The 22,065-nt window shown below is 62.5% G+C and carries 24 protein-coding genes and 1 pseudogene; 23 read left to right on the forward strand and 2 right to left on the reverse strand.

Features of this window, described 5'->3' with window-relative positions:
• Positions 1–22 precede the first annotated feature (22 nt).
• A complete protein-coding gene (locus CRP02_RS15745; protein ID WP_179784154.1) occupies positions 23–1,663 on the reverse strand; it encodes an alpha/beta hydrolase in 1,641 nt (546 codons plus the stop codon).
• 252 nt (positions 1,664–1,915) lie between these two features.
• Between CRP02_RS15745 and CRP02_RS15750 the strand changes: the two genes are divergently transcribed.
• The 11 genes from CRP02_RS15750 to CRP02_RS15800 all read left to right on the forward strand — a co-directional run bounded on the left by CRP02_RS15750 (position 1,916) and on the right by CRP02_RS15800 (position 10,369).
• Positions 1,916–2,443 carry a hypothetical protein gene (locus CRP02_RS15750; RefSeq protein ID WP_097172797.1) on the forward strand — a complete coding sequence of 176 codons (528 nt, stop codon included), beginning with the start codon at positions 1,916–1,918 and terminating at the stop codon, positions 2,441–2,443.
• A complete protein-coding gene (locus CRP02_RS15755) occupies positions 2,440–3,702 on the forward strand; it encodes a DNA-packaging protein (protein ID WP_179784037.1) in 1,263 nt (420 codons plus the stop codon). Before CRP02_RS15750 ends, CRP02_RS15755 begins: the two co-directional genes overlap by 4 nt.
• A gap of 449 nt (positions 3,703–4,151) precedes the next feature.
• On the forward strand, positions 4,152–4,790 hold the full coding sequence (locus CRP02_RS15760) for a glycoside hydrolase family 19 protein (RefSeq protein WP_097172799.1): 639 nt from the start codon (positions 4,152–4,154) through the stop codon (positions 4,788–4,790).
• A gap of 43 nt (positions 4,791–4,833) precedes the next feature.
• Positions 4,834–5,157: a Dabb family protein gene (locus tag CRP02_RS15765; RefSeq protein WP_323455371.1), complete on the forward strand. Its 324-nt coding sequence runs from the start codon at positions 4,834–4,836 to the stop codon at positions 5,155–5,157.
• Between the two features lie 186 nt (positions 5,158–5,343).
• Positions 5,344–6,510 (forward strand): phage portal protein, encoded by a 1,167-nt coding sequence (locus CRP02_RS15770; protein ID WP_097171678.1) that lies wholly within the window; start codon positions 5,344–5,346, stop codon positions 6,508–6,510.
• A gap of 187 nt (positions 6,511–6,697) precedes the next feature.
• Positions 6,698–7,018 carry a DUF6107 family protein gene (locus tag CRP02_RS15775; RefSeq protein ID WP_003512100.1) on the forward strand — a complete coding sequence of 107 codons (321 nt, stop codon included), beginning with the start codon at positions 6,698–6,700 and terminating at the stop codon, positions 7,016–7,018.
• Between the two features lie 41 nt (positions 7,019–7,059).
• Positions 7,060–7,650 carry an HK97 family phage prohead protease gene (locus tag CRP02_RS15780; RefSeq protein ID WP_097171679.1) on the forward strand — a complete coding sequence of 197 codons (591 nt, stop codon included), beginning with the start codon at positions 7,060–7,062 and terminating at the stop codon, positions 7,648–7,650.
• 37 nt (positions 7,651–7,687) lie between these two features.
• Complete coding sequence (locus tag CRP02_RS15785) at positions 7,688–8,956, forward strand: phage major capsid protein (protein WP_097171680.1); 1,269 nt, start codon at positions 7,688–7,690, stop codon at positions 8,954–8,956.
• A gap of 112 nt (positions 8,957–9,068) precedes the next feature.
• Positions 9,069–9,638: a head-tail connector protein gene (locus tag CRP02_RS15790; RefSeq protein WP_097171681.1), complete on the forward strand. Its 570-nt coding sequence runs from the start codon at positions 9,069–9,071 to the stop codon at positions 9,636–9,638.
• 3 nt (positions 9,639–9,641) lie between these two features.
• Positions 9,642–9,977: a phage head closure protein gene (locus CRP02_RS15795; protein ID WP_097171682.1), complete on the forward strand. Its 336-nt coding sequence runs from the start codon at positions 9,642–9,644 to the stop codon at positions 9,975–9,977.
• Positions 9,974–10,369 (forward strand): DUF3168 domain-containing protein, encoded by a 396-nt coding sequence (locus CRP02_RS15800; RefSeq protein ID WP_097171683.1) that lies wholly within the window; start codon positions 9,974–9,976, stop codon positions 10,367–10,369. Before CRP02_RS15795 ends, CRP02_RS15800 begins: the two co-directional genes overlap by 4 nt.
• 7 nt (positions 10,370–10,376) lie before the next feature.
• On the opposite strand, the gene CRP02_RS15805 is transcribed toward CRP02_RS15800, so the two are convergent.
• Positions 10,377–11,576, reverse strand: a complete 1,200-nt coding sequence (locus CRP02_RS15805) for an MFS transporter (protein WP_179784038.1) — start codon at positions 11,574–11,576, stop codon at positions 10,377–10,379.
• Positions 11,577–11,683: 107 nt separating this feature from the next.
• On the opposite strand from CRP02_RS15805, the gene CRP02_RS15810 reads away from it, so the two are divergent.
• The 12 genes and pseudogenes from CRP02_RS15810 to CRP02_RS15865 all read left to right on the forward strand — a co-directional run bounded on the left by CRP02_RS15810 (position 11,684) and on the right by CRP02_RS15865 (position 21,999).
• Complete coding sequence (locus tag CRP02_RS15810; protein ID WP_097103217.1) at positions 11,684–12,091, forward strand: phage major tail protein, TP901-1 family; 408 nt, start codon at positions 11,684–11,686, stop codon at positions 12,089–12,091.
• Complete coding sequence (locus tag CRP02_RS15815) at positions 12,091–12,447, forward strand: gene transfer agent family protein (RefSeq protein ID WP_097171684.1); 357 nt, start codon at positions 12,091–12,093, stop codon at positions 12,445–12,447. The genes CRP02_RS15810 and CRP02_RS15815 overlap by 1 nt, the downstream gene beginning before the upstream one ends.
• Positions 12,444–12,665 (forward strand): rcc01693 family protein, encoded by a 222-nt coding sequence (locus CRP02_RS15820; RefSeq protein ID WP_013635743.1) that lies wholly within the window; start codon positions 12,444–12,446, stop codon positions 12,663–12,665. The genes CRP02_RS15815 and CRP02_RS15820 overlap by 4 nt, the downstream gene beginning before the upstream one ends.
• A 97-nt stretch (positions 12,666–12,762) precedes the next feature.
• Positions 12,763–13,344 (forward strand): phage tail tape measure protein, encoded by a 582-nt coding sequence (locus tag CRP02_RS15825; RefSeq protein ID WP_097171685.1) that lies wholly within the window; start codon positions 12,763–12,765, stop codon positions 13,342–13,344.
• Positions 13,345–13,434: 90 nt separating this feature from the next.
• Positions 13,435–14,073 carry a TIGR02217 family protein gene (locus CRP02_RS15830; protein WP_097171686.1) on the forward strand — a complete coding sequence of 213 codons (639 nt, stop codon included), beginning with the start codon at positions 13,435–13,437 and terminating at the stop codon, positions 14,071–14,073.
• Positions 14,070–14,954 (forward strand): DUF2163 domain-containing protein, encoded by an 885-nt coding sequence (locus tag CRP02_RS15835; protein ID WP_097171687.1) that lies wholly within the window; start codon positions 14,070–14,072, stop codon positions 14,952–14,954. The genes CRP02_RS15830 and CRP02_RS15835 overlap by 4 nt, the downstream gene beginning before the upstream one ends.
• The gene (locus CRP02_RS15840; RefSeq protein WP_097171688.1) at positions 14,951–15,385 is read left to right on the forward strand and encodes an NlpC/P60 family protein; all 435 of its coding nucleotides are present in this window, start codon (positions 14,951–14,953) and stop codon (positions 15,383–15,385) included. The genes CRP02_RS15835 and CRP02_RS15840 overlap by 4 nt, the downstream gene beginning before the upstream one ends.
• A gap of 17 nt (positions 15,386–15,402) precedes the next feature.
• Positions 15,403–19,206 (forward strand): annotated as a pseudogene (locus CRP02_RS15845) (baseplate multidomain protein megatron).
• A 34-nt stretch (positions 19,207–19,240) separates the two neighbouring features.
• The gene (locus CRP02_RS15850) at positions 19,241–19,447 is read left to right on the forward strand and encodes a hypothetical protein (protein WP_003512133.1); all 207 of its coding nucleotides are present in this window, start codon (positions 19,241–19,243) and stop codon (positions 19,445–19,447) included.
• 139 nt (positions 19,448–19,586) lie between these two features.
• The gene (locus CRP02_RS15855; protein WP_097171689.1) at positions 19,587–19,841 is read left to right on the forward strand and encodes a hypothetical protein; all 255 of its coding nucleotides are present in this window, start codon (positions 19,587–19,589) and stop codon (positions 19,839–19,841) included.
• Positions 19,842–19,937: 96 nt separating this feature from the next.
• Positions 19,938–20,609 (forward strand): response regulator transcription factor, encoded by a 672-nt coding sequence (locus tag CRP02_RS15860; RefSeq protein WP_003512135.1) that lies wholly within the window; start codon positions 19,938–19,940, stop codon positions 20,607–20,609.
• Positions 20,599–21,999 carry a sensor histidine kinase gene (locus CRP02_RS15865; RefSeq protein WP_097101994.1) on the forward strand — a complete coding sequence of 467 codons (1,401 nt, stop codon included), beginning with the start codon at positions 20,599–20,601 and terminating at the stop codon, positions 21,997–21,999. The genes CRP02_RS15860 and CRP02_RS15865 overlap by 11 nt, the downstream gene beginning before the upstream one ends.
• The last annotated feature ends 66 nt before the right edge of the window (positions 22,000–22,065 follow it).

Raw genomic sequence — 22,065 nt, forward strand, 5'->3', positions numbered from 1 at the left:
CAGAAACGACACGCCCGTCGCGTCACGCCGGATCGGTGGAGCCGCGGCGGGCCTTGAACAACATCTTGAGCCGCTGGATATCATCCGCATTCCAGCCCTGCGGTGCGGTTACCTCCATCCACGCATCGATATAGTGCTCCGGCGCATAGACATGGCCGTAACCGATCGGCGCCGTGGTGGCGGCGGCAACATCAAGACCGAGTTGCAGCAGGGTCACGACGGGGAACCAGCGGAAGGATGTGGAGACGTCAGGGCCGTGATGAACCATCCATTGCGGTCGCCGGTAAAGCGATGCGGCCTCGAAGAAGGTGATCGGGTCGCTGGCATATTGCAGATAGACGATGCGCATCGGCCCCCACTTCGCATCAGGCATATGCGCGGTGGTATATTGGTTGGCGAAGCGGATGACCGAGGAATCGCGGAAACGCGGCAGCCATTCCGGCGTACCCGCCACCCGCCCATTGGTGGCCATGCGCCATGTGGGGCTGGAAAAGGGCGGACCGCTCCACAGCGCACCCTGGAACGGGTCGGAGAGCACGTCGTAAAGATCGGATGATTTCTGCGAGTTCAGCGAACCGAGGCTCAGCCCATGCAGATAGAGTTTCGGGCGCGTTTCCTTCGGCAGTGTGGTCCAGTAACCGTAGACGGCCTGAAACAGCGCGCGCGCCGTTTCCACACCGTAATCCGGTTCGGTCAGAAGCGCGATCCAGCTGGAAAGATAGGAATATTGCACGGCAACGCTGGCGATATCGCCGTCATGCAGATATTCGACCGTATCAAGCGCTTCCGGATCGATCCAGCCGGTGCCGGTGGGAATGACGACCAGCAACACCTTGCGCTCGAACCCGCCAACCCGCTTCAGCTCGTCCAGCGCAAGTGCTGCCCTTTCCTCGGGCGTTGCCGCAGAATTCAGGCCTGCATAGACCCTGAGCGGTTCCCTGGCAGGGCGGTGGGTGAAGGCGGAAATCTCTTGTGCCTCCGGCCCGCCGGCCACGAATTCGCGGCCTCTGCGGCCAAGCGATTCCCATGTCATCAGGGAAGCGCTGCTGCCGGTTTTGAGCGCATCGGAAGGGCGCGGTACATCCGGCTCGATCAGCGCATCCACCTGTTTCAGCGAGGAATCGGCAAACTTCAGGCCGATATCGAAGATCAGACCGTTCAGCAGCATCCATGACAGCACGATGGCGGCGGCGATACCAAGGACATTTGCGAGCCGGCGCGGCAGGAAGTGACGGCTGCGCACCGAGAAGAATCGCCGGATGAGCTGGAAAAGCCGTCCAGCGCCGATGAGGAGGGCGGAGACCAGCACCGCAACGCCGCCGGTCTTGGTGGGGTGGGCGCTGGGCAACGGATCGAGCTCCATCAGGATACGGATGGAATTCTGCCAGTCTTTCGCCTGCCAAAGAAACGCGATCGCCGTTATCGCGCTGGCAAGGGCGATGAGAAAGCGGATGCTGCGCCGGTTATGGCGCGAGGGGTGGGGCAATTCCAGATAGGTCCAGATGGCGGTGAGCGCCACGCCGATCAGATAACCGATGGCAAAGGAAAATCCGCACAGCACACCCTGCATCAGCCATGTGCGCGGCAGAAGAGACGGCGTGAGCGAAGCGCAGAACAGAATAGTGCCAAAGACGATGCCGGTTGCCGAAAGACCCGCAAACAACCGCCCAACCCATTGTTTCAACAACTTGACTTGCCCCTTTTTCCCGCCGTCTCGCACGAGTGTAGTATGCGCCGGGCGAGGGTGCAAACCCTGTTACAAGGATAAAAATCACAATTATAGGAAAATAATCCTTTACAGCGTGACGGTGGTTTGATAGGTTTAGGTCACAGTCGGAGATTTGCGGCTGAGCGGCAAAGGTCGGTTTAGCCGATGCTTTTTCCGCGACACGTCATTCTCTCGCAGGTCCACCTCATGGCAAATATCCGCAATTGCGATCTGGCGCTCCACGGCGTCTGGCAGGAAAGCTGCGCCTATGGCAACGAGGGCAGGCTGGAGGCCGCACCTGAGATAAAATCGCGGGCCGACAAGCTGGCTGCCGAAGATGCGGCGCGCAATGGCAATCTGCGGCAATTGCTGAACGAGCTGACGGTGGAGATGCGCGAACAGTTCTGCATGTACCGCAACCTGCGGCAGACAAGCGAAGCGGCATTTTTATCAACGGTGGAGGATGCCTCGGGCAAACAGGCGCGCGCCGACGTGAAGGCCGCAACGGACCAGCTTTCGCTGATCGTGCGCGCACTGGAACGGATCGACGCCCTGCAACGCGTGCTGGCAGAAGAGAGGCAAGCTCTTGCCGGTGAGGACGAAGCCGATACCGAAGATTACGAAGTGGCGGTGGCGCATTTCCTCAAACGCATCGACGAACTGGCGGAACAGAAATGCCGCGCGAGGCTGGAGGCCGATCTGGCCCGCATCACATCCGCAGAAGCTGACACATGACGGATGTTTCGAGCGCACCCCAACTGCAGAAGCAGGTCTTCACCCTTCTGCGCGACTGGCGTTTCATAGGTAACCTCCCGCAACAGCCGCCTGAAGGTGACTGGCGGACGTGGCTTCTGATCGGCGGGCGCGGATCCGGCAAGACCCGCGCCGGGGCCGAATGGGTGCACAGGATTGCGTCCGCCGACAAGCAATCTGATTTGCGCATCGCGCTTGTTGCGGAAACGCTGGGGGATGCCCGTGAGGTGATGATCGACGGCATTTCCGGCATCTGCCGTATCGCCCGCCGTCGTTGCCGCCCCGCCTTCGAGGTATCGCGCCGCCGGCTCATATGGCCAAACGGTGCTATGGCGCAGGTGTTTTCCTCGGAAGACCCAGAAAGCCTGCGCGGCCCGCAATTTCACATGGCTTGGGCCGATGAACTTGGAAAATGGAAATATCCGCAGGAAACCTGGGACATGCTGCAATTTGGTCTGCGTCTGGGTGAGGCTCCACGGCAATTGGTGACGACGACGCCACGGCCCCTTCCGCTCCTGAAGGCGCTTCTCGCCGACCCTTCGAGCCGGGTGGCCAAAATGCCGACGGCGATGAATGCGCAAAATCTCTCACCGGGTTTCCTGAAAGCCATGCACGACCGTTACGGCGGCACGCGGCTGGGGCGTCAGGAAATCGGTGGCGAACTGATTGATGAGCGCGAAGGCGCGCTGTGGAAACGCGCCGATCTGGAAGCGATTGTGGAAACCGACCATGAGCCGCTGGTGCGGATCGTGGTCGCGGTAGACCCGCCCGCCGGTATCGGTGAAAATTCCTGCTGCGGCATCGTGGCGGCCGGGCTTGGCATATCAGGCAAGTTGGTCGTGCTTGCGGATTGTTCGGTGGAAGGTGAAACACCGGCCGGCTGGGCGCGCGCCGTTGTCGCTGCCGTTCGCCGTCATGAGGCCGACCGGGTGGTGGCCGAAGTCAATCAGGGCGGCGAGATGGTGCGCGCAATGTTGCAGAGCATAGACGCCAACCTGCCGCTGACCCTGGTGCGTGCAAGCCGGGGTAAGTTCACCCGCGCCGAGCCGGTGGCGGCACTTTACGAACAGGGCAGGGTGCGCCACGCCGCACGGTTTGAAAAACTAACCGACCAGATGGCGGATTTCGGACCCGACGGTCTTTCATCCGGACGCTCGCCCGACCGGCTGGATGCGCTGGTGTGGGCAATAACGGCGTTGACGACGACTGTGGCGAGCGAGCCGAGGGTGCGCGGGATGTGATATCGGCGATTGTTGGCCCCATGAATGAGAGCCAATTGCCTATCTAGCCGATGCATATTGGTTCTTCTCCCCCGGCGGGGAGAAGAAATTCGGCACCGTCAACGTCCAAAATCGGGCGCCTGGCAGATGCTACTTCTTCGGAGACTGCGCGGGTTTTGGCTGAGAACCGGTTTCGCGCATCTGGCGCCACTCGTTTTCGAGCCGGTCATAAACGGTCTGGGGGATTGTCGCTGTCATGGTGGCATTCCTCCTTGAATGGTCAACGCTGCGGAAGTGCGCGGTGAATGGAGTTAGCGCGCTAAGGTTCCGCAACTCAAGGAATTTTTTACCTCAAAACCCCGGTCAGCGGATTAAAATCGATTAGGATTTTTTCAAATCGATTTAGTTCTGACGGCCGTCATGTGGAAAAACCCGAGGGTGATATCGCCCCCGATTTTCAGGAGCCGGCTATGGCCTATGAAGAGGCGCGATTCTTCGCGTCGGTGCGAATTTCCATCTACGGTGGTCGCCTGCGAGCTGCACAGCTTGCCGGGACCAAGACGATCCTGGCCGGCTTTGGCAAGGCCCTGCCGGGCGGTGATCCCCGCTGGCTCGCCTACATGCTGGCCACCACTTTTCACGAGACGGCTGCGACCATGCAGCCGGTGCGCGAGACATTGGCGGCAAACGATGCCGAGGCGATCGCAAGGCTGGACCGGGCCTTTGCGGCAGGCGGGCTGCCCATGGTGCGCAAACCGTATTGGCGGCCAGACGCCGACGGCAAAAGCTGGCTCGGGCGCGGTTTCGTGCAACTGACGCATCGCCGCAATTACGAGGCCATGTCGCAGCTGATCGGTGTAGACCTTCTGGCGCGCCCAGAACGCGCCATGGAACCGGATGTGGCCACCGCGATCCTGATCCACGGCATGGTAGCCGGCAGCTTTACCGGCCGGAAGCTTGCCGATGTCTTCGAGGGCGAGCGTGAGGACTGGGAGGGTGCGCGCGCCATCATCAATGGCCGCGACCGGGCGCGGCTTGTCGGGGACTACGGCCGGGCATTTCATCGCGCCCTTTTGGCGGCGCGGATTGAACCGGCGCGGGCCAGATGATAACCCGTTAGCAAACGCCGCAAGGGCCATATTCGAATTTTGCATGACAGGTGACACCTTGATCCGCCATATCGTTTTTTTCACCGTTCCCGAGGAAAACCGCGACGCCGTGCGCAAGGGGCTTTCCGGCCTTACCGCGATACCGCATTCGCTGAAGCTGGAAATCGGCGAGAATGTGAAGAAGGACCAATGGGGCAATTCGGTCGATTTCATCGTCTATGGCGAGTTCGAAAACGAGGCGGCGCTCGCGGCCTACAAGGCCGACCCCGCTTATGATCTTTCGACGCGTACGGTGAAGCCGCTGCGCGAGACGCGTGTTGCCGCTGATTTCAACAGCGATACGGCAGTGAAAGCGCCAATCCGGTAAGTTTCGTCGGGACTCGGGCCCTCCACCTTCATTCCTGAGCCTGTCACAGGAATCCAGCCGACGCGCGTCTGCGCGGCGAAAAGAGTGCTTTCAGCCCAAAGACTTGGGCTGGCTGAATCCCCGTCACGAGCACGGGGATGAGGGCCTGGCGGGAAACTGAGCCCGCATTAAAACAAGGACAATTCAATGCGATTTCCGTTTTTCCTGCCGTGGCGGCGCCCGGCGGATGGCAGAGCCGTGCCTGAACGCAAGACAGCGGCGGGCGGCTTCATGGCGGTTGCGGCGCAGGGTGGGCAGGCATTCTGGACCGGCCGCTCCTATGCCGCACTCGCCCGCGAGGGCTTCATGAAAAACCCCGTAGCGCACCGCGCCGCCCGCATGGTGGCAGAAGCCTCCGCATCGGTGAGCTGGCTGCTTTACGATGGCGATGAGGAGATCGGCGATCATCCGCTGCTCGCACTTTTAGGCAAGCCGAGCGCTCATATGGGTGGGCCGGATTTTTTCGAGACGCTGTATGGCCATCTGATGTTGGCTGGCAACGCCTATATCGAACCGCTAGTGGTCGGCGAACGACTGCGCGAGCTGCATCTTCTGCGGCCGGACCGGGTGAGCATCATCGAAGGCGCGGATGGCTGGCCCGTGGGTTACGATTATCGTGCCGAAGGCCGCGCCATCAGGCGCATTGCCGCTGAACGTGACGGGCTGGGGCTGCTGCACCTGAAGCTTTTTCATCCGCTGGACGATCGGGCCGGGTTCGCGCCACTTGCTTCGGCGGGCGCGGCTCTCGATCTGCACAATGCCGCAAGCCAGTGGAACAAACGTCTGCTCGACAATTCCGCCCGCCCTTCCGGTGCGCTGGTCTATCAGCCGAAGGAGGGTGGCAATCTCTCCACCGAGCAATATGAGCGGCTGAAGCGCGAGCTGGAGGAAGGTTATCAGGGCGCGATGAATGCAGGCCGGCCGCTTCTTCTCGAAGGCGGTCTCGACTGGAAGGCCATGGGGCTTTCGCCGCGCGACATGGATTTTCTGGAGGCGCGCAACGGTGCGGCTCGCGACATAGCGCTTGCACTCGGCGTGCCGCCGATGCTGATCGGCATTCCCGGCGACAATACCTATGCCAATTACCAGGAGGCAAACCGCGCTTTTTATCGTCTCACCGTGCTGCCGCTCGTCAACCGCACGGCGGCACGGCTCTGCGGGTGGCTATCACCGATTTTCGGCTCCGGGCTGCGGCTGGAACCGGATCTCGACAGGATCGCCGGGCTTGCCGGTGAGCGGGACGCGCTGTGGACAAGGATCGGCGCAGCATCGTTTCTGACCGACGAGGAAAAGCGGGAGGCTGTGGGGTATTAGCCACCGTGCTTGAGCCACCGGACCGCGTCTTCGACCAACTTCTGAACCAGCGGAATCGTTTTGTGAGGTTCGCCGTTCAAGCGATTCTGAAGACTCGCGAAATGGCGTTTTGAAACTGCACACCCGACCTGCGGGCGACGCGGCGCGTCTGCCCGATTTTTCACATCCTAAACCGGAATGATTACCCATGTCTGAATTCGCCAATGAAGGCGGCATCTGGGCCGCCCGCATCACCGGTGCCGTCGCAGGCGCGGGTGTGTCGCTCGTCTACCTCCTGCCGAAAAGCAAACGCGAGGCGGCGAGCCGTTTCGTGACCGGCGTCTCCTGCGGCATGATCTTCGGCGGCCCCGTGGGCCTGTGGATCGTGCAGCAACTCGAGATTGCCGGCGCGCTTTCAGGCCGGGAAATCATGGTGGCGGGCTCTGCCGCTGCCAGCATGGTGGCCTGGTGGGGGCTTGGCCTGCTGGTGCGCGTGGCCGACCGTTACAACGCCCGTCCGCGCGCTTAGCCCCCACGCGGCACCCCCTTTTCACATCGCAGGAGTTTCCCATGCACGTCTATCGCGGGCCGCGCCCCGCCACGCGCAAATTCGCCAATCTGGAACTGCGCGGCATAGCTGGCGACGGCACGTTTTCCGGTTATGCCAGCGTCTTCGGCGAGGTCGATCTCGGCCGCGACGTGATCGAGCGCGGCGCTTTCCGCCGCTCCATCGAGGAACGCGGTGCGGGCGGTATCCGGATGCTCTACCAGCACGATCCGGCCGAGCCGATCGGCGCATGGCGCACCATCCGCGAGGATGAGCGCGGGCTTTACGTGGAAGGTGTTCTCGCCCCCGGCGTCGCCCGCTCGCGAGAGGTCCATTCGCTGATGAAGACAGGCGCGCTGGACGGGCTTTCGATCGGTTTTCGCACGGTACGTTCCAGCAAGGACGGGCGCTCCGGCAAGGCGGCACGCTCTGGCGTCAGGCGCATTCTGGAGGCCGATCTCTGGGAAATCTCGGTGGTGACCTTTCCGATGCTGCCGTCCGCGCGGGTCTCGGATGTCAAACACGCCCGCTTCTTCCGCGACCGCGAAACCGAGCTGGTGCGCACCATGCGCCGCGCGGCGCGTTCGCTTTTCGACACAGCCTTCAAACGCTGACTTCCTCCCAAACACTTCCGAAAACAAGGATGGCGACATGACAGACCAGATGACAAAACCGGCCGCAATGACGGTTGCGCCGCAGGTGAAGGCCGTGCCCGATACGATGACGGCGGCCTTCGACGAGTTCATGGAAGCCTTCGAGGCCTTCCGCGACACAAACGACCAGCGGCTTTCCGATATCGAACGCAAGATGGGGTCCGACGTCGTGACCCGCGACAAGCTCGACCGCATCGACAAGGCGCTCGATGACAACCGCAAGATCATGGACGATCTGGCGCTCAAGAAAGCGCGCCCGGCGCTCGGCCGCAAGCAGGCGCATTCCCTCGATACGGATGAGCACAAGGCCGCCTTCGAGGCCTATATCCGCCGGGGTGAGGAGGGCGCGCTGCGCGATCTGGAGGCCAAGGCCTTTGCCGGATCGACAGGCGCCGATGGCGGTTATCTGCTGCCCACCGAAACGGATGGCGAGATCGGCCGCCGCATGACGGCGATTTCACCGATCCGGTCGTTGGCGACCGTGCGGCAGGTTTCCACTGCCGTGCTGAAGAAACCGTTTTCGCCGGGCGGATTTGCCACCGGCTGGGTCTCTGAAACGGCGGCTCGCCCCGAGACGACGACACCGAAGCTCTCCGAACTTTCCTTCCCGACCATGGAACTCTACGCCATGCCTGCCGCAACCCAGGGGTTGCTGGATGATGCGGCCGTGGATATCGAGGCCTGGATCGCCTCGGAAGTGGATATTGCCTTTGCCGAACAGGAGGCAGCGGCGTTCATCACCGGCGACGGCACCAACAAACCGAAGGGCTTCCTCTCCTATACGGCCGTCGCTAATGACAGCTGGAGCTGGGGCAATATCGGTTATGTCGCCACCGGTGTTGCGGGTGGCTTCGCCTCCGCGGGGCCAATGGATGTGCTGCTGGATGCCGTCTATGGACTGAAGGCAGGCCACCGCCAGAACGGCAACTTCGTGATGAACCGCAAGACGCAAGGGGCGCTGCGCCGCTTCAAGGATACCAGCGGCGCCTATCTCTGGCATCCGCCCGCTGCCGCCGGGCAGCCCGCCTCGCTGATGGGCTTTCCGGTGATGGAGGCCGAAGACATGCCGAATGTCGCGGCAAACAGCTTCGCCATCGCTTTCGGTGATTTCCGCGCCGGTTACCTCGTGGTGGACCGCACCGGCGTTCGCATCCTGCGCGATCCCTATTCGGCAAAACCCTATGTGCTGTTCTACACCACCAAGCGCGTGGGCGGCGGCGTGCAGAACTTCGAGGCGATCAAGCTGGTGAAGTTCGGGGTGAATTGACCACAATCTTCCCCGTCACCCCGGACCAAGTCGGGGGTGACGGCGTGCAGATGCTACATTTTCGCCAAACGCTTTCAGCCGGAATTCTTTCTGTCCCATCTCCGGAGACCCCATGACCTATGCCCTCATTCATCCGCCGCAGGCGGAGCCGCTGACGCTTGCCGAGGTGAAGGCGCATTTGCGTCTCGACGGCGGCGAAGAGGATGCGCTGCTTGCTGCGCTGATCCGCACCGCCCGCGAGCATCTGGAACGTACGACGGGACTTTGCCTGATACGCCAGACCTGGCGGCTCTATCTCGACCGGTGGCCGCCGAGTGGCATGATTCTGATTGGTAAGGGACCGGTGCAAACCATCGAAACGATTCTGGTTTTTGACGGTCAAGGGCGCGCGGCCGACATCACAGCCGCCAACAGATTGCTTGACGGCGAGGCGCGCCCGGCGCGGCTGTGGCTGCGCGACCCGCCAGCCCCCGGACGGGTGATGAACGGCATCGAGATCGACTTCATTGCCGGTTACGGTGAGGCGGGAACCGATGTGCCCGATACGCTGAAACGCGCCATGCTGATGCATGTGGCCCAGATGTTCGCCTTCCGCGGTGCCGTTGCTCTGGAAAATCAACCCGCAGCGGTTCCGGCCGGTTACGAGCGGCTGGTGTCGCCGTTCTGCCGTGTGGGGCTCTGAGCCATGAACCTCGTTTTTCTCGACCCCGGCAAGCTGACGGCGCGGTTGGAGCTGGAGGTGCGCAGCGAGGCACCGGACGGGCAGGGTGGGGCAGCGGAAAGCTGGAGTTTCCTGCGTTCGCTCTGGGCGGCTATCGAACCTGTTTCGAATGCCTCCTATGAGCGGGCCTCGGCTGACGGCGTAACAATTACCCACCGCGTCTGGCTGGTCTGGCGCAGCGACATTGCCGCCGGCATGCGCTTTCGCAGGGGACGGCGCATTCTGGCGATCCGGGCCGTGATGGATCCGGACGAGACCCGCCGTTTCATCGTCTGCCGCTGTGAGGAGGAAAGCCCGTGAGTGCCGCAAATGTGCTTTTACAGGCGATTTTTGCAAGACTTTCCGGCGACGCTGCTCTGATGGCGCTTATCCCCGGCGGTATCGTCGACCGGCTTTTGCCGCGCGCCGTCCTGCCCTTGATCGTTATCGGCGAACTTGAAAGCCGCGATTACTCGACGGCGACGGAAAAGGCCGAAGAACATTTTCTGTCGCTGGACATCTGGAGCGATGCCAATGGCCGCAGGTGCGCGGGTGAGATTGCCGGGCGGGTGAAAACCCTGCTCGACGATGCCGCCTTTCCACTTGTCGGTATTTCACTCGTCAATCTGCAGCTTCTCTCCAGCCGTTCGAGGCGCGAGCCGAAGACACGGAACTTCCTCGCGGAAATGCGTTTCAGGGCGGTAACGGAATAGTGTCGGTTCAGGAATTCTGTTTGCGCACGGTGCGCCAGAGCACGATCAGCAACAGAAACGAAATGCTGATTAGCACGGCGGCGATGGTGAGCATGGCCGCCACTCCGCCGCGATCCAGCGCCAGCGTGAAAATGACGGGCGCCACGGCAATCGCAAGGTTCTGCGGCAGGGAGATACGCGCGGCCTGAAGGCCATATTGTTCCGGTGAAAATACCGCGAGCGGCAACACCGCGCGACTGACGGTGAGCACGCCCGCGCCAAAGCCGAAGAAAATGATGAAACCGATGAAAGCGGGCATGGCCGGGGCAAAAACGAGCAACAGCACGAAGGATGCGAGCAGCATAGCTAAGCCGATCATGCAGGTGACGAAAGGGTTGCCGTGTTTTCCAAGCAGAAAATCCAACCCGCGCGCCATGATCGCAAGCACGCTGCGCACGGCCGCCAGTTGCACGGCGAGCGATTGCGATGCGCCGGCATGGACCAGCAGCAGAGGCAGGAGCGGCGAAAAGCCAAAGGCTGTGAAGGCGCTAAGCGTCGTCATTGCCGCCAGAAGCAGAAAGGCGCGCCGCGTATCGACAGGCGATGTCGAGACCGCAGCGGTTTTCGAAGTCCCCGGAGTATTGCTCGTCCTTCGTCCGGGAAGGACAAAAACATAGAGTGGCAGAAGCAGGAATATCTGCAGACAGCCATATACTAAAAGGGTGCCGCGCCAGCCCAGGTGCTGATCTGCGACGGTGGTGACGGGCAGGAAAACGGCTGCCGAAAGCCCGGTAAACACCATCAGAAGCGTCAGCGATCGGCCACTTTCCGCGCCGACACGTTCTACCACAGCCGTATGGGCCGCCGTCGTCAGGCCGCAGGTCGCGGCCAGACCCATCACGACCCAGCCGAGGACATAGCTGATCACGCCGCCCGCAGAGGCGAGCACGACAAAACCCGCCGTGAACAGCAACGAACCCGCCACAAGAACGGGGGCGGCACCACGGCGCACCAGCGTTCTTCCCAGAAGCGGGCCGCAGAGGGCGCTGATCGTCATCATGACGGTGAGACCGGCAAAAACGACTTCGTTTGCGATGGCCAGTTCCTGTCCGATGCGTGGTCCCAGTATGGCCAGCATGTCGAAACCGGTGCCCCAGCTGACGACCTGCCCAACCGCAAGCACGCCGATAAGGCGCGCGCGAGACGTGAAGGGGGTGGCTTCAGACATGATGAAAATCGCGGGTGCGAGATGCGGGAATGCTTTTGGTAGCAGGCCAGTTGCGACCCGGCAACATCAAACGAGACGACATCAATCGAAACGAGAGGGAGAACACCATGGTGGCGCAGAAGGGCAAGGACCTGCTGCTGAAGTTCAACAACGCCGGCTCCTATGTGACCGTGGCGGGGCTCAGAACCAAGCGTCTGGCCTTCAACGCGCAGGCGGTCGATATTACCGACGGCGAAAGCGCCGGGCGCTGGCGCGAGCTTCTGGCCGGCGCCGGCGTGCAGCGGGCGTCGCTGACGGCGTCCGGCATCTTCAAGGATCAGGCAAGCGATGCGCTGGTGCGTGGCGCATTTTTCGCCGGCTCCATTCCGGGCTGGCAGATCGTCATTCCTGACTTTGGCACGATCACCGGGCCGTTCCAGATCGTGGCGCTCGAATATTCCGGTCGCCACGATGGCGAAGTGCAATTCGAGACCGCGCTGGAATCGGCCGGTCTCCTCAATTTCGGAGCACTGTGATGCCGCAAGGGCTACGTTACGGGCGGGCGAACCGCCATCGCGGCGAGATCGAGGCGCTGATCGATGGCGAAAGGCGCGTTCTTTGCCTGACGCTCGGCGCTCTAGCCGAACTCGAAACCGCCTTTCAGGCCGATGATCTCACCGCGCTCGCCGAACGTTTCGCAACCGGACGTATGAAGGCGGCCGATATGATACGGGTGATCGGCGCAGGTCTGCGCGGCGCGGGCAACGTGTTTTCCGATGAAGACGTGGCCGCAGCCACGGTGGAAGGCGGCGTTGTCGGCCACGCCGCCATCGTCGCCGATCTCCTGACAGCCACCTTTGCCGGTTCGAGGGGCACGCCGCCGGACCCCTGAGTGCCGCAGCAGGTGAGGTGGGCGATCTGACGCCGCGTCCTTTTCCCTGGGAGGCGGTAATACACACCGGCTTCCACCTGCTGCGGCTTTCCTCCGAAACCTTCTGGCGGCTGACGCCAAGGGAATTCTTTGCCATGACCGGCGGCATCCGCCCCGCTTTCCACACCCTCGACCGCCCGGCGATGGATGCGATGATGCGGCGGTTTCCGGATGGGTGAGCGTGGTTTGCTATTTTGGGGAACGTATATCTTTCGTGAAAACGACCAGGCAATTCAAACATCTACGGCTCCGTTTTGAATCAGAAAGGCAAGCGTGATGGCAGGCGAAGGATCGATTGTGGACAGTCGCGAGGAAGCGGAAGCGCTCTCGGAGGTGATGGGTGATCTCGAACGGCGTTCCGAGCGGTTCGGGGCGGCGTTGACTTCTGCCATGCAGGCCGCGGTGACGGGCGGCAAGGGGCTGGATGAAGTGTTGCGCGGGCTTGGCGAACGGCTCTCCGGCATTGCGCTTTCCGCCGGGCTGAAGCCGCTTGAGAACATGATCGGCAATGCCGTGGGCGGGCTTTTGAATGGCGGCGGTTCGCTATTTGCCTTTGCCGATGGCGGGGTGCCGGGACGCAGCATCACGCCCTTTGCCGACGGCGGTGTGGTCGCAAGCCCGGCCTTCTTCCCGATGGGCGGCGGGCTTGGCCTGATGGGCGAAGCGGGTGCCGAGGCGATCCTGCCGCTGAAGCGTGGTTCGGATGGGGCGCTCGGTGTTGCCGCACCGGCGGGTGGCGGCGGCGCGCAGATCGTTTTCAATGTGACGGCGACGGATGCGGCGAGCTTCAGAAAAAGTGAAGGCCAGATCGCCGCCATGCTGGCGCGCAGCGTCGGGCGTGGCCAGCGCGGCCTGTGACGGATTGAACCTCCTCCCCGCACGACCTCTGTTTCGAGCGTGATCCTTCCATCTTTCCCAGACTATCAAAACGAATCCAGGAACAACGACATGGCGGCATTTCATGAAGTGCGGTTTCCGCTGAGGCTGGCGCTTGGCGTGAGCGGCGGGCCGGTAAGGAGAACCGATATCGTCAACCTCTCCAATGGGCGGGAGAACCGCAACCAGCGTTGGAAGAATGCCAGACGCGCCTATGACGCGGGATCGGGCATTCGCTCCGTTGCCGATCTTTACGAGGTGCTGTCCTTTTTCGAGGCGCGGCGCGGTGAACTCCATGGTTTTCGGTTTCGCGACCCGATGGATTTCAAATCATGTCCGCCGGGCCAGGCACCTGATGCAAGCGACCAGAAGATTGGCACCGGTGACGGTACGACGACGGCTTTTCAGCTGGTGAAGACCTATGTCGATGCGGGCGGTTCTTTCACCCGGCGGGTGGAGAAGCCGGTCGAGGCTTCGGTCATCATCTCAGTCGATGGGGTGAAAGCCGTCTTGTCGGATTTTTCGGTCGACCATGCGACCGGTACGGTGACGTTTCGCGCCGGTAAGGCGCCGCCTGCCGGTGCCGCAATCCGGGCCGGTTTCGAATTCGACGTGCCGGTGCGATTTGCAATCGACCGCATCGACGTGAACCTTACCGCCTTCGAGGCGGGCCGCATTCCCTCCATTCCATTGATGGAAATCCTGCCATGAAGACCATTCCTGCCGCTTTTGCCGAACATCTGGCGGGCGAAGCCACGACCACCTGCCATTGCTGGAAAGTGACGCTGAAGGACGGCGAGGTCATCGGTTTCACCGACCATGACGAGACCCTTTCCTTAGCCGGTACTGCCTATCTGGCCGCAAGCGGCTTTGGCGCGAGTGACAGCGACAGCGAGGCCGGACTTGGCGCGAGTGCGGGCGACGTGACGGGCGGCTTTTCCAGTGAGGTGATTTCCGAAAGCGATCTGGCCGCCGGACGTTTCGATGGTGCGCAGGTGGCGCTCTACCTCGTCAACTGGCAGGTGCCGGAACAGCATGTACTGCTGAACATGCGCGAAATCGGTGAGGTGACACGGGCGGGCGGGGCGTTTCGCGCTGAGCTGCGCAGCATCGCCCATCGTCTTTCCCAGCCGCAGGGCAGGGTCTATGGGCGGCGTTGCGATGCCGCCCTTGGTGATCGGCGATGCGGGGTCGATCTCAAGCGATTCACCGGCACCGGCAGCGTTGCGGGCGTGGATGCGGCGGGCAACCTGCTGGTGACAGGGCTGGACGTTTTCGCCGATGGTTTCTTCAGCCGTGGGAAATTGCAGTTTCTGAGCGGCCAACTTGCCGGCAAGGGTTTCGATCTCGACGGCCACGAGAAACGCGATGGCGGCACGCTTCTGTCCTTGTGGCTCGCTCCGGAGCAACCGCCGCAACCGGGTGATGTTTTTTCCGTCATCGCCGGCTGCGACAAGAGTTTTGCGACCTGCAAGGCGAAATTCGCCAATCACCTGAACTTTCGTGGCTTTCCGCATCTGCCGGGGGCGGATTTCGCCTATTCCTACGCCAGCGGCGGCCAGACCCATGACGGCAAGGCGCTGTTTCCATGAGTGGTACCCCAGAAAAAGTGCTGGCGCTGGCGCAAGGCTGGATCGGCACGCCCTACCGGCATCAGGCGTCGTTGCAAGGCGTTGGCTGCGATTGCCTCGGCCTTGTCAGGGGCATCTGGCGCTCGCTTTACGGCGAGGAACCGGAACTGCCGCCGCCCTACGCATCAGATTGGGCCGAGCGCGGCGGCGAGGACCGGTTGCTGGATGCCGCCAAACGTTATTTTTCGGCGGTGCCTGATATGGAAGAGGCGATGCCGGGCGACCTGCTGCTGTTCCGCTGGCGGGCAGATGCGGCGGCGAAACATCTCGGCATTCTCGCCGGGCCGCAGCATTTCATCCATGCCTATGAACAGGCGGCAGTGGTGCGCTCAGCTCTGGTGCCCGGCTGGAAGCGACGTATTGCCGGCGTCTTCCGTTTTCCCGAACCCTGACATTTTTCGAGGCGACCATGGCGACCATTCTCTTTCAGGCGGCGGGTGCAGCACTCGGCGGCGTTTTCGGCCCCGTGGGTGCCATCATCGGCCGCGCGGCTGGCGCGCTGGCGGGCAATGCCGTCGACCGCGCGCTGCTTTCCAGCGGCCGCACGGTGTCCGGCGCCCGGCTTTCCACAGCGCGTATTCCGGGTGCGGACGAAGGCGCTGCGATCAACCGGCTTTACGGCACGGCGAGGATCGGCGGTACGCTGATCTGGGCGACGCGCTTTGAGGAAAGCGTCGAGGTGACGCGTCGCGGCGGCAAGGGCAATCGCGGCCCGAAGGTGGGGACCTTTCGCTACTTCGCCAATCTCGCCGTCGGGCTGTGCGAGGGCGAGGCGGCCATGGTGCGGCGCGTCTGGGCCGATGGGCGGGAACTGGACCTGAGCGCCATCGAGATGCGCTTTTATCCCGGCAGCGAGACGCAATTACCGGATCCGCTGATCGAGGCAAAACAGGGCGCAGGCAATGCGCCGGCCTTTCGCGGGTTGGCCTATGTCGTGTTTGAACGCCTGCCGCTCGATGGCTATGGCAACCGCATTCCGCTGATGCAGTTCGAAGTGGTGCGACCGGTCGGCCGGCTGGAGAAATCCATCCGTGCCATCACCGTTATTCCCGGTGCGACGGAACACGGTTACGCCACGGCGCAGGTTTCGGAACGAACCGGCATGGGCGAAAGCCGCATCATGAACCGCAATTGCCTGACGGCCCTAACCGACTGGCAGGCCGCGATCGACGAATTGCAGGCGCTGTGCCACAATCTGCAAAGCGTGGCGCTGGTGGTGAGCTGGTTCGGCACCGACATGCGCGCGGGCGAATGCCGCATTCTGCCGGGTGTGGAAGTGGCAGGTCGCGACAGGGAAAGTGCGGAATGGTCCGTCGCCGGTGTTTCGCGCGGGCAAGCGCATCTCGTCAGCCATCACGGCGGCGGCCCGGCCTATGGTGGCACGCCGGATGATCAAAGCGTTGTGCAGGCGATAGCCGACCTCAAGGCGCGTGGTCTGAAGGTCTGCCTTTATCCCTTCGTGATGATGGATGTACCCGCTGGCAACGGCTTGCCGGACCCCTACGGCAAAGGCGAGCAGGACGCCTATGGCTGGCGCGGCCGCATCACCTGTTTTCCGGCACCGGGCCTGGCAGGTTCGCCCGACCGCAGTGCAGGCACGCGCACGGAGATTTCCACCTTCTGCAACAGCACTGAGGGGTATCGCCGCATGGTGCTGCATTATGCGGCGCTGGTGGCGCAGGCGGGTGGGGTGGATGCCTTCCTGATCGGCTCGGAGCTGCGTGGGCTGACAAGCCTGCGCGACCATAACGACGCCTTTCCTTTCGTGGAGGAACTGGTGCGGCTGGCGGCGGATGTGCGCGCCGTTGTCGGGCCGGCAACGAAACTGACCTATGGCGCGGACTGGAGCGAATATTTCGGCTATCAGCCGGCGGACGGTTCCGGCGACGTGTTCTTCAATCTAGATCCGCTGTGGGCAAGCCCTGATATCGATGCCATCGGCATCGACAATTATATGCCGCTTTCCGACTGGCGCGACGAGGATGCCGCAAACGGCAATCCTGATGGTATGAGCGGCCCGGACGATGCTAACGCCTTCCGTCGCGCCATCACCTCGGGTGAGGGTTTCGACTGGTATTACGCCAGCCATGCCGACCGCGCGGCGCGGCGGCGCACGCCCATCACCGATGGTCTCAAGGGCAAGCCGTGGGTATTCCGCTACAAGGACCTGCGAAGCTGGTGGCAGAATGCCCATTTTGACCGGTTGCGCGGTGCCGAGAAATTGACGCCAACCGCATGGGTGCCGGGGTCGAAACCGATCTGGTTCACCGAACTCGGCTGCCCGGCGGTGGACAAGAGTGCGACGCGCCCGAATGTCTTTCCCGATCCGAAATCGGCGGAAAACGCCTTTCCCTATTTTTCCAGCAGAAGCCGCGCCGACAGCCAGCAGCGACAGTTTCTGGGGGCGCATCTCGACCACTGGAGGGGGAAGGGCGATGCGGCGATGGTGGATCAGAACCGCGTCTATATGTGGACCTGGGATGCGCGGCCGTTCCCCGCCTTTCCGCAGAACGGCGCGGCCTGGAGCGATGGGGCCAACTGGCGTACCGGCCATTGGCTGAACGGCCGGCTTGGGACTGCCACACTTGCCGATACCATCGCCGCGATCTTGACGGACCATGGTTTTTCCAGCTTCGACGTCTCCGCCGTCAGTGGCGATCTCACGGGATATGTGAAGGGCGACGTGACCTCGGCCCGCAACCTCCTCGAGCCGCTGATGGCGGCGTTTCAGGTGGATGTGGCAGAGGACGGCGGAACCCTGCGCTTCCGCTCTCGCAATACGGCGGTTCTGCCCGTGCGTGACGCCGCCGTGCTGGCCGATCTGGACGACGAACCGCTGTGGTCGGAAAATCGCGGCCATGACAGCGATTTCGCCGCAGAGGTCGTGCTGACCTCGTTCAATCCGGCGCTGGACTACGAGCAGGCGAGCGTGCGTTCGCGCCGTATCGACAATGCCGGCAGCCGCGTCATGCGGCTCGACCTTAACGCCGCACTCCCGGCGGAAACAGCGGAAGTCGCGGCTGAGGCCCTGTTGCGTGACAACAGGCAGGCACGGCGCACGCTGCGTTTTGCCCTGCCGCCCGCAGATATCGCTCTGGAACCCGGCGATTGCATTCGTCTCCCGCAGAATGTGTTTTCGGAGGCTCCGGCAGGGAGGTTTCTGGTCAGCCGGATTGAGGACGGTGCTGTACGGCAGGTGGAGGCGCGCGCCTTTTCCGCCGCATCCGCCGCTTTTTCGGGCGCTGTGGATGAGCGTCGTGTTGGCGGGGCAAACGGCGCGTAAGGCTTTGCCCCGGAGTTGCTGTTTCTCGACCTGCCGCGCCATGACGGCACAGCGTCTGAAAATTCGGCGCAGATTGCCGTTTTTGCACGGCCATGGCGGCCAATCGTCGTTTCGTCCTCCGCAGGCACGGAAGGCTACCGGCAGCGCGCCGTGCTTGACCGGCCCGCGATGATCGGCACGTTGGCCATGCCGCTGACATCAGGCCCCTCCGGCCGTTTCGACCGGCAAAACACCATCCTGATCGATCTGCCATCCGGCGAGCTTTCCTCGGCCACGGAGCTTTCGGTGCTGAACGGCGAGAACCGCATGGCGGTGAGGGCCGCAAACGGTGTTTGGGAGATCATCGCTTTCGCGCGCGCAGAGGAAATTGCGCCTGCGCGCTGGCGGCTTTCCGCTTTGTTGCGGGGGCTTGGCGGCACGGAAGATGCGTTGGCCGTTGGCGCGCCGGTGGGCGCCCCTGTTGTGGTGCTGGACGCGGCGGTGCAGCCGCTCGGTCTTGCCGCGACCGAGCGCGGACGGCGTCTAAACTGGATCGCCGAGGCGGCGGGAATGGCGGGCGCTCCCGCCGGGCCTTTCGTCTTCGAGGGTGGCTTGCGGTCTGAAACGCCGCTTGCGCCGGTGCATCTTGCGGCCGAGCGGCGCAGGGACGGCGTTTTGCTGCGCTGGGTGCGCCGAGGCCGGATGGAGGCCGATGGCTGGGACGCGAGCGAGATACCGCTGGAAGAGCCGTTCGAGCGTTACCGCGTGGAGGTGCTGGATGGCGAGGCCGTGCGACGCACGGCAGAGGTCTCCGAACCCTTCTGGTTGTACCCCAAAGCGGGCGAACTCACAGATTTCCCGACCTTGCGGGATCACATTTCCGTGCGTGTCCGTCAGCTCGGCCGCGCGGTGCCTCTGGGAGTGGCGGCGCAAGCCGTTCTCCCACTCTGACAACTACCTGAAAAACAACGCAAAGGACGAGATTATGGAGAGTACCAAGGCATGGTATCAATCGCGCACGATCTGGGGCGCCCTGGTTGCGGTTTTCGCACCGCTTTTCAGCGTTGCTGGTCTTGATCTTCCCGCCGGCCTGCACGGCGAGCTGGCAGAGGGACTGGTGACCGTTGCGGGCGGAATTGGCGGCCTCGTCGCACTTTACGGCCGCCTTTCGGCAACCCGTGCCATCCGCTGACGCCACTTGCGCCCTTACCGTCCCCGCCGTGCGTCGTGGCGTCGGGGGCGGCATTCATTTGCCATTCAGACGCTTTGCGCTACATATTCGGTCACAATACGGTTCGAGACGCAGCCGATTTTTTTGGAAGATTTGTGCAATGGCATCACCTCTCATCATCGCGACGCTTGCAGCCGGGCTTTCCGGTTTCACGGCGCCCGAGGCTGATTTGCAGGGCCATTACATTCTGGTTGCAAGCGATTGCGGCGCGGCCGTTGCCCGCGTGGTGCGCGAAACCGGTGGTCAGCTTCTTTCGGTCTATCCCTCCGGTGACGGTCAGTCCTGTGTCGTTACCGTTCTCGTCCAGGGGAATGGCGAGCGCCCGCGCAAGGTAACGATGCGCGTGCCGATGTAGCCTTGCCCGCATCGCCGAAATATCGGAAAACAATCCGAGACAGTTAGCATGACCGGCGACGCGCGCGCGGGCCGGGACGTAAGGAAAGGGCGGATAATGCGTATTCTCGTGGTTGAGGACGATGCCAATCTCAATCGTCAGCTGACCGACGCGCTGAAAGAAGCCGGTTATGTTGTCGATCAGGCATTTGACGGCGAGGAAGGCCATTATCTCGGCGATACCGAACCCTATGACGCGATCGTTCTCGATATCGGCCTGCCGCAGATGGACGGCATCACCGTCGTCGAGAAGTGGCGCGCGGCGGGCAAGGCCATGCCGGTCCTCATTCTCACCGCCCGTGACCGCTGGAGCGACAAGGTGGCGGGCATCGATGCCGGTGCCGACGATTACGTGACCAAGCCCTTCCATGTGGAAGAAGTTCTTGCCCGTGTGCGTGCGCTCATCCGCCGCGCCGCTGGCCACGCTTCCTCCGAACTCGTCTGCGGACCGGTCAAGCTCGATACCAAATCCTCCAAGGCAACGGTCAACGGCGTGACGCTGAAGCTCACCTCGCACGAGTTCCGCCTGCTTTCCTATCTCATGCATCACATGGGCGAGGTCGTCTCGCGCACGGAGCTGGTCGAACATATGTACGATCAGGATTTCGACAGGGATTCCAACACGATCGAGGTGTTCGTCGGACGTTTGCGCAAGAAGCTCGGGGTTGATCTGATCGAGACCATCCGTGGCCTCGGTTACCGGATGCAAGCGCCGGCAGATGCGAAGTAGCTCTCTTACCGCCCGCGTTCTTCTTCTCGCCTCGGCCTGGTCGGCGCTGGCGCTGGTGGTCATTGCCGTCGTGATCTCGACGCTCTACCGGCAGGGCGTGGAGCGCAGCTTCACCGATCTTCTGCGGGCGCAGCTTTATAACGTCATCAATTCCGTGACGATTTCGAACGAAAATACGCTGGCCGGCAGCCCGCAGCTCGGTGATCTCAGGTTTTCGCAGCCCGATACCGGCTGGTACTGGGTGGTGGAGCCGCTCGGCAATTTCCAGACCGCACCGCTGGTCTCCTCTTCGCTCGGCGTCGCGTCCTTGCCGGTGCCGAGCATTATCGATGCTCCCTTCGATAACAGATACGAGCGGTTTTATGCCGTGACGGATGAGGCGGGCAACAAGGTGCGGGTGGCGGAAACGGAAGTCGTGCTGGATGGTGAAGGCCGTGCCGCGCGTTTCCGCGTTTCCGGCAACCTCAACGTCGTTGAAGACGATGTGCGCAATTTCTCCAATAGTCTTTATCTGGCGCTCGCCGTCTTCGGCGTCGGCAGTCTGGTCGTCAATGGCCTTGCGATTCTCTACAGTCTACGGCCGCTCGATCAGGCCCGTCTGGCGCTCGGAAAGATCAGGGGCGGGGAGGCGGAAAGCCTCGAAGGCGAATTCCCGCGCGAAATCCAGCCATTGGCGAACGAAGTCAATGCGCTGATCGACAGCAACCGGCGCATCGTCGAGCGCGCCCGCATGCAGGTCGGCAATCTCGCACATTCGCTGAAAACGCCGATTGCCGTGCTTCTGAACGAGGCCCGCACGCTGGAGCCGCAGCATGGCGATCTGGTGCGCGCGCAGGCTGACGCCATGCAGGCGCAGGTGCAATCCTATCTTTCCCGCGCTCGCATCGCCGCCCAGCGCGGCTCGATCCTTGCCCGTGTCGAAGCGGAGCCGGCGCTGGAACGGCTGGTGCGCGTCATGCGCCGCCTCAACCCCGACAAGCAGTTCGAGCTGAATTTCGAGCATCCAGGAGCGGTGCTGGGTATGGAACAGCAGGATCTGGAGGAGATCGTCGGCAATCTTCTCGAGAATGCCGCACGTTTTGCGCAGACCAAAGTCGTCGTCACGCTTGCGACCGGCACTCACCCGTCCTCCGACCCCGAAATGGGCCGACGCTCATGGGTGGAGTTGATCGTTGAGGATGACGGGCCGGGGCTGGAGCCCGGGCAGATCAGCGAAGCGATGAAGCGCGGCAGGCGGCTGGACGAAAGCCGTCCGGGCACCGGCCTCGGATTGTCGATCGTTTCCGAAGTGGTGTCTGAGTACCATGGCCACTTTTCCCTCTCGCGCAGCGCGATAGGTGGCCTGAAAGCCGATCTGATTTTGCCTGGCCTCTCGAAAGAGCTTGCGTGAGGCAAGAAAAAAGGCAAGAAATTCAATGCCGATATATTACGTGCGGTGCGGTAAGGAAAAGAGGAC

The organism is Rhizobium sp. AN5 (genome assembly GCF_900215255.1).
Classification (GTDB): Bacteria; Pseudomonadota; Alphaproteobacteria; order Rhizobiales; family Rhizobiaceae; genus Agrobacterium; species Agrobacterium tumefaciens.